The 13,740-nt window shown below is 63.2% G+C and carries 13 protein-coding genes; 8 read left to right on the forward strand and 5 right to left on the reverse strand.

Features of this window, described 5'->3' with window-relative positions; translation table 11 throughout:
* The first annotated feature begins 161 nt into the window (after positions 1-161).
* Positions 162-698 carry a molybdopterin-dependent oxidoreductase gene (locus OQE56_RS00415; RefSeq protein ID WP_267220478.1) on the forward strand — a complete coding sequence of 179 codons (537 nt, stop codon included), beginning with the start codon at positions 162-164 and terminating at the stop codon, positions 696-698.
* A gap of 12 nt (positions 699-710) precedes the next feature.
* Here OQE56_RS00415 and OQE56_RS00420 read toward each other — a convergent pair whose 3' ends face one another.
* Genes OQE56_RS00420 through OQE56_RS00440 form a run of 5 tightly spaced genes read right to left on the reverse strand, consistent with a single transcriptional unit; the run spans position 711 to position 6,728 of the window.
* Complete coding sequence (locus tag OQE56_RS00420) at positions 711-941, reverse strand: formate dehydrogenase subunit delta (protein WP_267220480.1); 231 nt, start codon at positions 939-941, stop codon at positions 711-713.
* The gene (gene fdhD, locus OQE56_RS00425) at positions 938-1,780 is read right to left on the reverse strand and encodes a formate dehydrogenase accessory sulfurtransferase FdhD (RefSeq protein WP_425601584.1); all 843 of its coding nucleotides are present in this window, start codon (positions 1,778-1,780) and stop codon (positions 938-940) included. The genes OQE56_RS00420 and fdhD overlap by 4 nt, the downstream gene beginning before the upstream one ends.
* Positions 1,777-4,659 (reverse strand): formate dehydrogenase subunit alpha, encoded by a 2,883-nt coding sequence (gene fdhF / locus OQE56_RS00430; protein WP_267220482.1) that lies wholly within the window; start codon positions 4,657-4,659, stop codon positions 1,777-1,779. The genes fdhD and fdhF overlap by 4 nt, the downstream gene beginning before the upstream one ends.
* Positions 4,660-4,674: 15 nt before the next feature.
* The gene (locus OQE56_RS00435; protein ID WP_267220484.1) at positions 4,675-6,231 is read right to left on the reverse strand and encodes a formate dehydrogenase beta subunit; all 1,557 of its coding nucleotides are present in this window, start codon (positions 6,229-6,231) and stop codon (positions 4,675-4,677) included.
* Positions 6,228-6,728 (reverse strand): formate dehydrogenase subunit gamma, encoded by a 501-nt coding sequence (locus OQE56_RS00440; protein WP_267220486.1) that lies wholly within the window; start codon positions 6,726-6,728, stop codon positions 6,228-6,230. Before OQE56_RS00440 ends, OQE56_RS00435 begins: the two co-directional genes overlap by 4 nt.
* A 415-nt stretch (positions 6,729-7,143) precedes the next feature.
* Between OQE56_RS00440 and OQE56_RS00445 the strand changes: the two genes are divergently transcribed.
* The 7 genes from OQE56_RS00445 (at position 7,144) to moaA (ending at position 13,719) form a co-directional block, all read left to right on the forward strand.
* Positions 7,144-8,412 carry a molybdopterin molybdotransferase MoeA gene (locus tag OQE56_RS00445; RefSeq protein ID WP_267220488.1) on the forward strand — a complete coding sequence of 423 codons (1,269 nt, stop codon included), beginning with the start codon at positions 7,144-7,146 and terminating at the stop codon, positions 8,410-8,412.
* Complete coding sequence (locus OQE56_RS00450) at positions 8,409-8,753, forward strand: hypothetical protein (RefSeq protein WP_267220490.1); 345 nt, start codon at positions 8,409-8,411, stop codon at positions 8,751-8,753. Before OQE56_RS00445 ends, OQE56_RS00450 begins: the two co-directional genes overlap by 4 nt.
* A gap of 70 nt (positions 8,754-8,823) precedes the next feature.
* Positions 8,824-9,600, forward strand: coding sequence for a molybdate ABC transporter substrate-binding protein (gene modA, locus OQE56_RS00455; RefSeq protein ID WP_267220492.1), 777 nt, complete (start codon positions 8,824-8,826; stop codon positions 9,598-9,600).
* A gap of 9 nt (positions 9,601-9,609) precedes the next feature.
* Entirely contained in the window at positions 9,610-10,293 is a 684-nt protein-coding gene (modB, locus tag OQE56_RS00460) for a molybdate ABC transporter permease subunit (RefSeq protein WP_267220493.1), read from the forward strand.
* Positions 10,286-11,371, forward strand: coding sequence for a molybdenum ABC transporter ATP-binding protein (modC, locus tag OQE56_RS00465; protein ID WP_267220494.1), 1,086 nt, complete (start codon positions 10,286-10,288; stop codon positions 11,369-11,371). The genes modB and modC overlap by 8 nt, the downstream gene beginning before the upstream one ends.
* A gap of 94 nt (positions 11,372-11,465) precedes the next feature.
* A complete protein-coding gene (locus tag OQE56_RS00470) occupies positions 11,466-12,668 on the forward strand; it encodes a molybdopterin molybdotransferase MoeA (protein ID WP_267220495.1) in 1,203 nt (400 codons plus the stop codon).
* A gap of 1 nt (position 12,669) precedes the next feature.
* The gene (gene moaA / locus OQE56_RS00475; protein WP_267220497.1) at positions 12,670-13,719 is read left to right on the forward strand and encodes a GTP 3',8-cyclase MoaA; all 1,050 of its coding nucleotides are present in this window, start codon (positions 12,670-12,672) and stop codon (positions 13,717-13,719) included.
* The last annotated feature ends 21 nt before the right edge of the window (positions 13,720-13,740 follow it).

Below are 13,740 nucleotides of genomic sequence, written 5' to 3' on the forward strand. Positions count from 1 at the left end.
AATCAGTGGCTTCCCTGGGCTGCTGACCTGAATCAGATCGACACGCTGGTGTTGGCAATGGTCTGCAAAGCATGCTTGGGTGCGAGCCTGATGCAGTGTACGCGGCGCGGTTTTTCCATACTATGAAAACCGCGTGAATTCCCTTGATAAAGGAGCAAGGCGTGACAAAACCGGTGGGTACGTGGTTTTACTTAAGTAGCTTCTTTCTTGGTGCCTGCCTGGTGTTTGCGGCTCATGCAAACGATGCGCCCACGGCCGTAACACCGGCGGGAGTGCAGGTGCTGGCGGCGGGCAAGTCCCCGTTGACGCTGGACGCGAAAACCTTGGCCGGCATGCCGCACGAGGAAGTCACGGCGTCGTCGCATGACGAGCCTGCCAGTCAATGGCGGGGCGTGAAGCTGGTCGATGTGCTGGCGAAGGCGGGCGTGTCGCTTGAAAAGCCACTACACGGAAGGTCATTGGCCTCGTTCGTTCGCGTCACGGCGGCGGATCGGTATCAAGTCGTGTTTGCTCTTTCCGACCTCGATCCTACGTTAGGCAACACGCGGGTGCTGTTGGTCGACATGCGCGATGGCAAGCCGCTGGAAAAAGATGGCCCATTCCGGTTGTTGGTGCCGGGTGACAAACGACCGGCGCGCTGGGTGCGCAATGTCACGGTGATAGAAGTGGTGGACGGCAGCTCATCAGACGCGCGTTGATGAGGGGTTCGCTCAGGGTGCGTCTGCCGGTGGCGCATCCAATCCGGTAACCGCTTCTCTGGCAAGCGGAAGCAACCCCTCGCCACCTTCGGCGAGATAGGTTTTTAGCTGGCGGCGCATCACCGGATCCCAGAACCGCTTGAGGTGATCGCGCACGCCACCCACGGCTGCGGCATGGTCAGGCTCGACCGCGAAGTAGGTCGCGATGTCGTTGGCCATGGTGATGAGTCGTTCGATTCTCATGGCCGCTCCTGTTGTGCCGCGGGTAGCAGGCGTTGAGAGTGGGTGTAGACATTGTGGCTGCCGGGGCGCGCAAAGCCCACCAGGGTCATGCCTGCGCTGCGTGCCAATTCGATGGCCAGCGCGGTTGGGGCGGAGATGGCCGCCAGCAGGGGAATGCCTGCACTGGCGGCCTTGGTGACCATTTCGTAGCTTGCCCGGCTGGTGACGAGCGCCATGCCATCGTTCGAAGGGATACCCGCGCGGCGCATCGCGCCAATCAGCTTGTCCAGTGCGTTGTGCCGGCCCACGTCTTCACGCACAAGTACGATGTGCCCGGTCCTGTCAGCCCATGCCGCAGCGTGAACGGCGCCGGTGGCGCTATTCATCGGCTGCAAGGTTTGGAGTTGGTGCAAGGCAATCTCGAGCGCATCGCGCGTCAAGGTCACACCGGCGGCCACGGAACCGCTTTGGCGAATGGCGTGCTCCAGGTCGCGGGTACCGCAGATGCCACAACCGCTACGGCCCGGCATCAAGCGCTGCTGTTCGATACGCGCCCCCGGGGCATCGTCGGTTACGCGCATGGTCAACTCGATGCCTTCGAGCAGCGCATGGCTTTTCACTTCCAGCAACTGAGCGGCATCGTTGATCAACCCTTCGCTCAGCGAGAAGCCAAGCGCAAAGTCGTCAAGGTCATGCGGTGTCGCCATCATCACCGCAAAACTGCTGCCGTTGTAGACCATGGCTACGGGCACCTCTTCGGCAACGAAGTCGTCCTCATGCACGGGCTTGCCGTGACGCCAGCGGTCGATCGCGCGGCGCACGAATCCTTTAGAGGTGCCTTCTTGCTCGGGCGTGCTCAAGCGGGTTTCACCGACTGTTCCAGCAGCGCCTCCTGCGCCTCGGTAAACGCCCGATGGCGCCGTTGCCATTCGGATGGCTGGGTGACACGCGTGACCTGTACGGCCGTGACCTTGTACTCCGGACAGTTGGTGGCCCAGTCCGAGTTCTCCGTGGTGATCACGTTGGCGCCAGAGCCGGGAAAGTGGAAGGTGGTATAGACAACGCCCGGTTGCATGCGTTCGGAGAGGGTCGCGCGCAGCACGGTTTCGCCGGCGCGGCTTGCGATGCCGACCCAGTCGCCTTCAAGAATGCCGCGTTCTTCCGCATCGTGCGGGTGAATTTCCAGCCGGTCCTCGTCGTGCCACATCACGTTGGCGGTACGCCGTGTCTGTGCGCCGACGTTGTACTGGCTGAGGATGCGCCCGGTAGTAAGAATCAGTGGATGCTCGGCAGTGACCTTTTCTGAGGTGGGCACGTACTCGGTGAGCATGAAGCGCCCCTTGCCGCGCACGAACTCGCCGACGTGCATGACCGGCGTGCCGGAGGGGTGCTCTTCGTTACATGGCCACTGGATGGAGCCCAGCTGATCGATCTTTTCGAAGCTCACGCCATGGAAGGTGGGTGTGAGTCGCGCAATCTCATCCATGATTTGCGAGGTATGCGTGTAGTTCATGGGATAGCCCATCGCCTGTGCGAGCAGCTGCGTGACCTCCCAGTCCGCGTAGCCGCCTTTGGGTTCCATCACCTTGCGCACGCGGGAGATGCGTCGCTCGGCATTGGTGAACGTGCCGTCTTTCTCCAGGAACGAGCTGCCGGGCAGGAACACGTGAGCGAACTTGGCGGTCTCGTTGAGAAACAGATCCTGCACCACGATGCATTCCATGGCGGTGAGAGCGGCGGTCACGTGCTGGGTATCCGGATCGGACTGGGCGATGTCCTCGCCCTCGATGTAGAGCCCTTTGAAACTGCCGTCCAAAGCCGCTTCGAACATGTTGGGAATGCGCAGGCCCGGTTCGGCCAGCAGCGGCACGCCCCAGGCTTCCTCGAAGGAATGACGCACGGCGTCGTCGCTGACGTGGCGATAGCCCGGAAACTCGTGCGGGAACGAGCCCATGTCGCACGAGCCCTGCACATTGTTCTGTCCTCGCAGCGGATTCACGCCCACGCCTTCGCGGCCGATATTGCCGGTGGCCATGGCGAGGTTGGCGATGGCCATCACCGCCGTGGAGCCTTGCGCGTGCTCAGTGACACCCAGGCCGTAATAAATGGCACCGTTGCCACCGGTTGCGTACAAACGCGCCGCGGCGCGTGCCGACGCTGCCGGCACGCCAGTGACGTTTTCCATGGCCTCGGGGCTGTATTTCTCCTGCGCGACGAAAGCCCGCCATTTCGCGAAGGCTTCCGTCTCGCAACGACTGGCAACAAACGTCTCGTTCACCAGATCCTCGGTCACGATGACATGGGCCAGCGTATTGAGGAGCGCGACGTTGGTGCCGGGGCGAAGACGCAGGTGGTGGTCGGCCTTGATATGCGGTGTACGCACCAGGTCGATCCGGCGCGGATCGATGACGATCAGGCGCGCGCCGGCGCGCAGGCGCTGTTTCATCTGCGAGCCGAATACGGGGTGCGCATCCGTCGGGTTGGCACCGATGACCAACACGACGTCGGTGGATGCGATGGAATCGAAATCCTGCGTGCCGGCGGATTCGCCCAGCGTCGCCTTGAGTCCATAGCCGGTGGGCGAGTGGCAAACGCGGGCGCAGGTATCGACGTTGTTATTGCCGAAACCCGCGCGCACCAGCTTTTGCACGAGGTACGTTTCCTCGTTCGTGCAGCGCGAGGAGGTGATGCCGCCAATGGCATGGTTGCCGTAAGCGGCCTGCAGTCGCCTGAACTCGCTGGCGACATGAGCGATGGCTTCGTCCCAGCTGACGGCACGCCACGGGTCGGAGATCTTCGAGCGGACCATGGGCGTGGTTATGCGATCCGGGTGCGTGGCATAGCCCATGGCGAAGCGGCCTTTTACGCACGAATGACCGTGATTGGCGTGGCCGTCTTTGTTCGGGACCATGCGCACCAGATCCTGGCCCTTCATTTCCGCGCGGAAGCTGCAGCCCACGCCGCAATAGGCGCAGGTGGTGACAACGCTGTGCTCCGCCTGGCCTTTGTCTATCAATGAGGTTTCTGAAAGCGTCGCCGTGGGACAGGCCTGCACGCAGGCGCCGCAGGACACACACTCCGATTCAAGAAAACGATTGTCCTGGCTGGCCGATACCTTGGATTCAAAACCGCGCCCCTGGATGGTCAGCGCGAACGTTCCCTGGATTTCGTCGCAGGCGCGCACGCAGCGCGAACAGGCAATGCACTTGGAGGGGTCGAACGTGAAGTACGGGTTGGATTCGTCCTTGGCCGCGAACAGCGGATTGGCCGTGCCGTCCTTTTGCTTCGCATAGACGTGGTTGGCGCCGTCGTAGCCGTAACGTACTTCGCGCAGGCCAACCACGCCGGCCATATCTTGCAGTTCGCAATGGCCGTTGGCGGGGCAGGTAAGGCAGTCCAGTGGGTGATCGGAGATGTAAAGCTCCATCACGCCGCGGCGGATCTGAGCCAGCTTGGGCGTCTGCGTGGCGATCTTCATGCCTGCGCTGACGGGCGTGGTGCAGGAGGCGGGATAGCCCTTGCGGCCCTCGATCTCTACCAGGCACAGGCGGCACGATCCGAACGCTTCCAGCATCTCCGTTGCGCACAACTTGGGGATGCTGATGCCAGCTTGTGCCGCCGCACGCATGACCGAGGTCCCTTCGGGCACTTCGATGCGCTGGCCGTCAATCTCCAGCGCAACCATGGTTTCTGACCGGGACTTGGGCGTGCCGTAGTCGATCTCGACGATGGAAAGCATGTCAGTGTTACCTCGTCAGACCACGGTCTTGCCGTGGCCCAGGAAATCGTCGTGGAAATGATCGAGCGCGCTGAGCACGGGGAAGGGTGTCATGCCGCCCAGGGCACACAGCGATCCGGCCACCATGGTTTCGCACAGGTCGCGCAGCAGTGTCTCGTGGCGTTCCCGTTCGGCGCGGTCACCGGCAAGCATGCGGTCGATCACTTCCACGCCGCGCGTGGAGCCGATACGGCACGGGGTGCATTTGCCGCAGGATTCAATCGCGCAGAAAGCCATCGCATAACGCGCCTGTGCCGCCATGTTGACCGTGTCGTCGAACACGACCACGCCGCCATGGCCCAGCATGCCGCCGATGGCGGCAAGGGCTTCGTAATCGATCGGCGTATCCCATTGCGACGCGGGAATATAAGCGCCCAACGGGCCGCCCACCTGCACCGCACGCACCGGTCGCCCACTCGCGGTACCTCCGCCATAGCCCTCGATGAGTTCGCGCAGCGTCAGGCCAAAGGCGCGTTCTACCAGACCCGGCCGCTTGACGTTACCGGCCAGCTGCAGGGGCAGGGTGCCGCGCGATTTACCCGTTCCATAGTCGCGGTAATACGCAGCGCCCTTGTCGAGTATCAGCGGCACGCAGGCGAAGGTCACCACGTTGTTGATTACCGTGGGTTTGCCGAACAAGCCGCTTATGGCTGGCAGCGGTGGCTTCACGCGAACCTGACCACGCTTGCCCTCGATGGATTCGAGCATCGAGGTCTCCTCGCCACAAATATAGGCACCACCACCCATGCGAACTTCGAGGTGAAAGGCCTTGCCGCTGCCGCGCACATCATCCCCCAGATAACCTTGGGCCTTCGCCACGGCGATGGCTGCCTCCATGGCACGCTGCGCGTGGGGATACTCGACGCGTAGATAGACGTAACCGTGGGTGGCGCCCACGGTAAGGCCGGCAATGGTCATGCCTTCGATCAACATGAAGGGATCGCCTTCCATGATCATGCGGTCGGCAAAGGTGCCCGAATCGCCTTCGTCGGCATTGCACACCACGTATTTGCGATCGGCCTGGGCGTCCAGGCAGGTTTTCCACTTGACGCCGGTGGGAAAGGCCGCGCCGCCCCGGCCACGCAGGCCGGACTCTGTGACCGCCTGCACGATCTCCGTGCCGCTCATGCGCAAGCAGGCTTCCAGGCCGCGGTAGCCGCCGTGCGCCAGATAGTCGTCCAGGCTGCGCGGATCGACCACGCCGACACGTGCGAATGTGAGTCGCTGCTGGTTCTTCAGATACGGAATCGATTCCGTAGGCCCCCATGCCAATGCGTGGCCGCCGCCATGCAGGAAATCGGCTTCAAACAAGCCAGGCACGTCTTCCGACTGCACTGGGCCATAAGCGATACGCCCTTGCGCCGTTTCGACTTCCACCAGCGGTTCCAGCCAGTACAAACCGCGTGAGCCGTTGCGCACGATGCGTACATCGATATCACGCCGCTTTGCCTCGTTGGCGATCGACTCAGCCACCGCCTTGGCCCCCAGCGAAAGAGCGCCCGCATCACGCGGTACATAAACGGTGATGCTCATGGCGCCTCCGCAGCGAGCCACGCGTCGAAGCGTTCGGGTGTGATTCGGCCTTTCAGTTCGCCGTCGACCATCATCGCCGGCGAGCAGGCGCAGTTACCCAGGCAGTAGACGGGTTCCAGCGTATAGGCGCCGTCGGCGGTGGTCTCGTGAAAGCCGATACCGAGTCCTTGCTTCACATGCTGCTCAAGCCGTGCCGCGCCCATCGCCTGACAGGATTCCGCCCGGCACAGATGAATGACGTGCCGCCCGGACGGCTTCTGGCGGAAGTAGTGATAGAAACTGATGACACCGTGCACGTCGGCGCGCGAGAGGTTCAGCTCGCGAGCGATGAGCGATACGGCTTGATCCGGCACATAGCCAAGCAAGTCCTGCACCCCGTGAAGTACGGGCAGCAGGGCGCCGGGCGTGTCTTTCAGCCTTTCCGTGACGTCGAGCACGACGGCTCGGATGGGTTCGGGAATGTCCGGCAGCGTGGTGCCGTTGGCCGTGCGTTTCATGTTTCCACCATCCAGATATCTTTCACAGCAGGCCTGCCACCGTAGTCATCGTTACCCATACACCGATCGGTCAATGAATGCCAAGGAGCCTCCGGCTACCCAATGGGTGCCATCCAGGGCCGGCCCAGCCGCTTTGAACGAGCGGACAGGGATAGTCGCAGCCTCATGTTGCACAGCGTGCTTACGTTCCGGTTCCCTGTATGCCACCGAAGCCCTGATGCATCCGCAAACCGCACTCATGATCGAGCGCCGTGGGCGATGGATGCCGACAATACCGGGACTGTAGGAGGGTGCGTTGTTGCGCCGCAGCGAGCGATATTCACAAAATGACCAGAACCCTTGCGCGGCGCCGTGTGTCCGCCGAGCATGTCGGTGGTTCTGCTTTCTCTTTCAGTAACAAACCCTTCAAGGCCCCATGATCGGTTACGAACAGGCACTCGAACGACTCATGGCGCACGCTCGTCAGCTACCCGCTGAGCGGTGCGCGAGGTCTGCAGCACTCGGACGTGTGTTGGCGAGCGACGTGATCAGCCCCATGGCGTTGCCCTCGTTCGACCATGCGGCGATGGACGGCTATGCGCTCAACGCCAGTCAGCCTTGCGAGGCGGGCTCCGAGCATGTGGTGATCGGCTCGCAGGCCGCGGGCGACAAAGCGCAGTCATCGTCTGGCATGGCGTGGGAAATCATGACCGGGGCGCATTTGCCGGATGGCCTGAACGCGGTGGTGCCGGTCGAGCGAACCCAACTGCTGGAGACGCGCGCCGATGGCGCGCCCCAACGCATTCGTTTGCTCGACAGGTTGGAGCAGGGCGCCAACGTGCGCTATGCGGGCAGCGATGTGGCGGAAGGGCGTACCGTGATCACGGCCGGTACCCGCATCGAACCGGCGCATGTCATGTTGCTCGCCGCGCTCGGTGTGGCGACCGTTGCGGTGGTGCGTGCGCCGCGCGTGGCGGTGATAGCGACGGGTAAGGAATTGCAGCCGGATCCCACCCAGCCACTCGTGCCCGGTCAAATTTACGGATCCAACGGCCCTTATCTGGTTGCGGCATTGGCGGCTGCCGGCGCGCAAGTGCTGTCGTGCGACACCGTGGACGACACGGCTGACACCTATGCCGATGCCATACAGCGCGCCCATCGCGCGGGTGCCGATGTGATCATCAGCACCGGCGCTGTCTCGATGGGGCGTTACGACTTTGTGCCCGATACCTTGCGCGCGCTAGGCGCCGAGCTGTTGTTTCACAAGGTCGCCATGCGTCCCGGCAAGCCACTGCTGGCCGCCAGGCTCGCTAACGGCACGTTGGTGATGGCCCTGCCGGGCACACCGATGGCGGTGGCGGTGGGATTCCGGTTTTTCGTGGTGCCCGTGCTGCGGGCCATGCGTGGTCAGGCGACCGAGCGGCCGCTTTACGCGGTACTCGATGCCCCGCAGCAGTCCAAGCCGGGTCTTTGCCATTTCCTGCGTGCCACGGTGACCCAGGATAGGGAAGGGCGTTTGCACGCCCATGTACTCAGTCGTCCGCAGCCATTTCGGATGGAGCCGTTCGTCCAGGCCGATGTCTGGGTGGTGCTGCCCGAGAATGCCGGTGAATGCCTGGCGGGCAGCATGGTGCTCATTGCTGGCTTGCAACCCGGTGCACTGTTTGCCGAGATGAGTCAGATGCCGCAGGAGGCAGCTTCATGAAACTTCAGATTGAAGGACAGCATTTGCGCGTGCGCATCGGTGAGGATGAGCTGGCCCAATTGCTGGCGGGCGAGCCGGTGCGTGCCAGCACGCAGTTTGCGCAGGCGTTTGCCATGACTTGCACGTTGCGCCTCGCTGCGGGCAGTGAAGCCCGGTTTGCCGGGCAGCCCGGGGCCTGGATCATCGACATGCCTGAAGCTGCCGTGCGAGAGCATACGGCACGACTGCCTACGCGTGAGGGGCTCACCTTCATCCTGGCTGGCAACGATGCTGGCGAAGCGCTCGAGTTATTGTTCGACGTCGATGTGCGGGACAGCGTGCGTCAGCGCCTATCTCGTTAAAACACATGCACCAGGACCCGATTCGGCTACTCTCGGGGTATCGCCGACATGAGCGCGAAGGAATAGCCGAATGAACCGTGGGATATGGCGTGGACTGTTGTTGCTCGGCGTCGCACTCGTGCCCTGGTCGATGGCTTCGGCGGCCGATGATCACATCACCGTCGCAGCGGCCGCCGACCTGCACCACGCCATGGACCAGGTCGTCGAGGCCTATCGGCATGACCATCCAGGCAGCCGCATCGAGGTGGTCTACGGTTCCTCCGGCAATCTGCTGACCCAAATAGAGCAAGGCGCGCCATTCGAGCTGTTTTTTTCCGCCGACAGCGACTACCCGCAGCAGCTGGTGGCACATGGCAAGGCGGGTGGAACGCCGGTGCCTTACGCGCTCGGTCATCTCGTGCTGTGGAGCGCCAGCCTCGACATGACCAACGTGCAGGTCGCCGACCTTGCCCAGCCGCGCTTCGGCCGCATTGCCATCGCCAATCCGCAGCACGCGCCGTATGGCAAGCGTGCCGAGCAGGCGCTGCGCAAAGCGGGCGTATGGGACAAAGTGCAGGACCGGCTCGTATTCGGAGACAACATTGCGCAGACGGCGCAGTTCACACAGAGCGGCAATGCCCAGGTCGGCCTGGTTGCCGAGTCGCTGGTGCTCGCCTCCCCCGGTAAGGGTAGTTACGTACCCGTACCGCAGGCGTTGTATGAACCGTTGCGCCAGAGTTTCGTGGTGACCCAGCGTGGTGCTCAAAACGCGCTGGCGCAGGACTTTTCGCATTATGTGCAGGGCGCACAGGCAAGGGCGATTTTGAGCCGTTTCGGATTCAGCCTGCCTGACAACACGGTGCCCTAAGCGACGAACATGACGCTGCTGTCCGACCAGGATCTGCAAGCACTCGGGCTGACGTTGCGGCTGGCCACAACGGTCACCGCGCTGCTGCTTTTGCTCGGCACGCCGTTGGCGTGGTGGCTGGCGCACACGCATTCTCGCTGGCGGCGCCCGGTAGCGGCGGTGGTGGCATTGCCGCTGGTGTTGCCGCCGACCGTGCTGGGTTTCTATCTGCTGATGTTATTGGGCCCTGATGGCGCCGTTGGACGGCTTATCGCTGCACTGGGTTTGTCGGCGCTGCCGTTCACCTTCAAGGGTCTGATGGTGGCCTCGATGCTGTATTCGTTGCCGTTCGTGGTGCAGCCGCTCAACAACGCTTTCGAAGCCATCGGCAACCGGCCGATGGAAGTGGCTTCATGCCTGGGTGCCGGTCCGTTGGACCGCTTTCTCACGGTAGCGCTTCCGCTGGCGTTGCCTGGCATCCTGACCGCCACCGTGCTGGGTTTCGCACACACCGTGGGTGAGTTTGGCGTGGTGCTCATGATCGGCGGCAACATCCCGGGGCAGACGCGCGTGCTGTCGATGCGTATCTACGATCACGTGCAGGCGGGCGAATATCACCAGGCGAACGTGTTGTCGTTGTGCCTGCTGGTGGTGTCGTTCACCGCGCTGTTGGCGATGTCGTTGTTACGCACTCGCAGGTATCCGCGTGACTGAGGCGCTGCACGGTCTGGATGCCCGGCTTTCCTGGCGGCGAGGAGATCTCGCGCTGGATATCGATATTGCCTTGCCGCCGCGCGGTATCACCGCCTTGTTCGGGCCCTCTGGTGCAGGCAAAACCAGCTGCCTGCGCGCCATCGCAGGCCTGGAACGAGCGGAGGGGCGCGTCTCGTTTGGTCACCAGATGTGGCAGGACAGCGCAAGCCGCGTATTCGTGCCGCCGCACCGGCGGAAACTGGGCTACGTGTTTCAGGAAGCCAGCCTGTTCAGCCATCACACGGTGGAAGGTAATCTCGATTATGGCTATCGGCGTGCGGGCAGACCGGCACATCTCGATCGCGAAGGGCTGATTGATCGCTTCGGCGTGCGGCCCCTGTTGAAGCGGCGCGTCAGCGGGCTCTCAGGCGGCGAGCGCCAGCGGGTATCCATGGCGCGGGCGCTGCTATCGGATCCCGCGTTATTGCTGTTTGACGAACCGTTGTCGGCGCTTGATGGAACGGCACGATCGGACCTCCTCGGCTGCCTGGAAGATCTGCACGCCACGCTGCAGGTACCCATGATCTACGTAAGCCACAACGTCGATGAAGTGTCGCGGCTGGCCGATCATCTGGTGCTGATGGAGGCGGGCCATGTCGTGGCGCAGGGACCGCTGCAAGCCACGCTGACCCGCCTCGATCTGCCGCCGGCGCTGGGGGAGGCGGTGGGCGCGGTGATTGAAGGCGAGGTGGTCGGTTATGACGCCCACGACCAGCTGATCGGGCTTGCCTTTGCCGGAGGCCACCTGTGGCTGCCCTACCGTCACGAGGTGGTGGGGCAGACCTTGCGCTGTCGCATCGGCGCACGCGATGTGGTGCTGACCCATGCGCCCCAGGAGGGGAGCAGCGCGCTGAACCAGATCCCGTGCCGCATCGTTGCCATGGCTGATGCGGATCATCCCTCGCAATGTCTGGTGCAGCTCGATGCCGGAGGCTGCACGCTGCTTGCACGCATCACGCGGCGGTCGTGGCACGCGCTGGGGCTTGAGCCGGGCGGCGAGGTTTGGGCTCAAGTCAAGGCTGTGGCATTAGGCCCCTGACGCAAACCCCTTTCGTGGTTGCGAGCAGGCACTACCGTGACCATGATGGTCGGCAGCACCCCGTCTATCGGTATCCACCCCACTAGTCATGTCCATGACCGAGCTGATCAGCGTTGCCCAGGCCGAAGCCCTGATAGCCGAACACATGCCATCCTTTGGCAGTGAGCGGATTCCCCTGGAGCAAGCGGCGGGCCGCGTTTTGCGCCAGGTAGTGCAGGCCGAGCACGATCATCCGCCATTTGACCGCGTGATGATGGACGGCATTGCGTTGCGCTGGAGCGAGCCGCTGCCCCGAGAGTTTGCCTTCGCCGGTACGCAAGTGGCCGGCATGGTCAGGCAGGCGCTGCAAGCCGGCGACACCTGCATCGAAGTAACCACGGGCGCCATGCTGCCGGCCGGCTGTGATTGCGTCGTTCCGGTAGAGCAGCTTCGTCGCGACGGTTCGCACTATCAGCTGGTCGACGGCTATCAGCCCGCCCGGGGACAATTCATTCATCCGCGTGGCTCGGACTGCCTCGCAGGGGCGAAATTGCTGGCCCCTGGTACGCGCATTGGTCCGCCAGAGGCAGCGTTGCTCGCGGCAAACGGTGTCGCGGCCGTCGAAGTCGCGTGCATTCCATCGATCGCCATCGTCTCGACCGGCGATGAGTTGGTGGACGTCGAGGCCGCGCTCGGGGAGGGGCAAATCCGCCGCTCCAACGACATGGCCATTGCCACCGCATTGCGTCTGGATGGCTTCGACCGCGTGACGATGGAACATATCCCCGACGACGCGTCCCTGACCCAGGATAAGCTGGCCCAGCTGCTGGAAAGGCATGACGTGCTGGTGCTCTCCGGTGGCGTCTCGATGGGGCAGCGTGATTTCGTGCCAGGGGCGCTTGATGCGCTGGGTGTGCGCCGCGTTTTCCACCGCATCGCCCAGAAGCCCGGCAAACCCATGTGGTTTGGCATGGGTTCGCGCCGGCAGGCCGTGTTCGCCTTGCCGGGTAACCCTCTGTCTGCCTTGGTTTGCGCCAGCCGATACGTAAGGCAAGCCCTACGGTTATCCCTGGGTATCCCGACATCACCGCCGGAATTTGCCTGCTTGGACGCCGCCGTAGATACCAGCACCATGTTGACCTGTTTCGTACCCGCCCATGTCCAGACCGATCCGCAGGGCCGGTTCATCGCCTATCCGGTTCCTTCACGCACCTCGGGTGATTTTTCTACCCTGCCGCGTACGCAGGGGGTGGTGCAGTTGCCACCCGGCGAGAGCCGCGCGGCGGCGGGTACCGTTGTAGCGTTCTACCGGTGGTGACATGAGTGCAATCGATGCCGTTTCCGAACTGACCGAGGCGCTGCCCCGCGACCAGCGAGGCCGGCCGCTGCACGACCTGCGCATCTCGGTGATGGATCGCTGCAACTTTCGCTGCCCCTACTGCATGCCCGAGGCCACCTACGGCGAGCACTTCACCTTTCTGCGCAACGACGAGCGGTTGAGCTTTGACGAAATCGAGCGCTTGTGCCGCCTGGCCGCTTCGCTGGGAGTGAGCAAGCTGCGTCTGACCGGCGGCGAGCCTTTGCTGCGCCCGCAGTTGGCCGAACTGGTGGCGCGGCTGCGTCGACTGAATGGCATCACCGATCTGGCGCTCACCACCAACGGCGTATTGCTGGCACGGCACGCCACCGAACTGCGCGAGGCCGGCCTGGATCGCGTCACCATCAGCCTGGATACGCTCGACCCCGCGTTGTTCCATCGCATGAGTGGCGGGCGTGGCGCGCTGGACGATGTACTGGCTGGCGTTGAAGCGGCGCAGGCCGCCGGCTTCCCTAATGGCGTGAAGCTCAACACCGTCGTGCAGCGCGGCGTCAACGAACACACCGTCACCGATCTGGTGGAGCGCTTTCGCGGCACCGGTATCGTGGTGCGTTTCATCGAATATATGGACGTTGGTAACCGCAATGACTGGCGCCGGGAGGCAGTGGTGCCATCGCAGGAGTTGGTGCAGCGGATTCATGATCGCTGGCCGCTGCGAGCCGTGCCGCCCAAATACCCCGGTGAGGTGGCCACGCGGTATCGCTTCGAGGATGGTGCCGGCGAGATTGGCATGATTTCCTCGATCAGCCAGCCGTTCTGCGGCGGCTGCTCGCGAGCCCGGTTGTCCTCGGAGGGCATGCTTTACACCTGCCTGTTCGCCGATCACGGCACCGACCTGCGCCATCCGTTGCGTCAGGGAGCCAGCGACGACGAACTGACCCGGTTGCTCCGTGATGTCTGGCTGCGCCGCAACGACCGCTACAGCGAAGAACGCGCGGAGCGCCATAGCAAACCCAGCCACAAGATCGAGATGCATTACATCGGCGGTTAGAGGGTTTCCTCTAGACAGTTT

Source organism: Dyella silvae (assembly GCF_026421305.1).
GTDB classification, from domain to species: Bacteria; Pseudomonadota; Gammaproteobacteria; order Xanthomonadales; family Rhodanobacteraceae; genus Dyella; species Dyella silvae.

Coding starts and splice junctions, on each gene's coding strand:
- OQE56_RS00420 (WP_267220480.1), bottom strand. CDS start 941: ATGAGAATCGAACGACTCATCACCATGGCCAACGACATCGCGACCTAC.
- fdhF (WP_267220482.1), bottom strand. CDS start 4,659: ATGCTTTCCATCGTCGAGATCGACTACGGCACGCCCAAGTCCCGGTCA.
- OQE56_RS00435 (WP_267220484.1), bottom strand. CDS start 6,231: ATGAGCATCACCGTTTATGTACCGCGTGATGCGGGCGCTCTTTCGCTG.
- OQE56_RS00440 (WP_267220486.1), bottom strand. CDS start 6,728: ATGAAACGCACGGCCAACGGCACCACGCTGCCGGACATTCCCGAACCC.
- OQE56_RS00445 (WP_267220488.1), top strand. CDS start 7,144: ATGATCGGTTACGAACAGGCACTCGAACGACTCATGGCGCACGCTCGT.
- OQE56_RS00450 (WP_267220490.1), top strand. CDS start 8,409: ATGAAACTTCAGATTGAAGGACAGCATTTGCGCGTGCGCATCGGTGAG.
- modA (WP_267220492.1), top strand. CDS start 8,824: ATGAACCGTGGGATATGGCGTGGACTGTTGTTGCTCGGCGTCGCACTC.
- modB (WP_267220493.1), top strand. CDS start 9,610: ATGACGCTGCTGTCCGACCAGGATCTGCAAGCACTCGGGCTGACGTTG.
- OQE56_RS00470 (WP_267220495.1), top strand. CDS start 11,466: ATGACCGAGCTGATCAGCGTTGCCCAGGCCGAAGCCCTGATAGCCGAA.
- moaA (WP_267220497.1), top strand. CDS start 12,670: ATGAGTGCAATCGATGCCGTTTCCGAACTGACCGAGGCGCTGCCCCGC.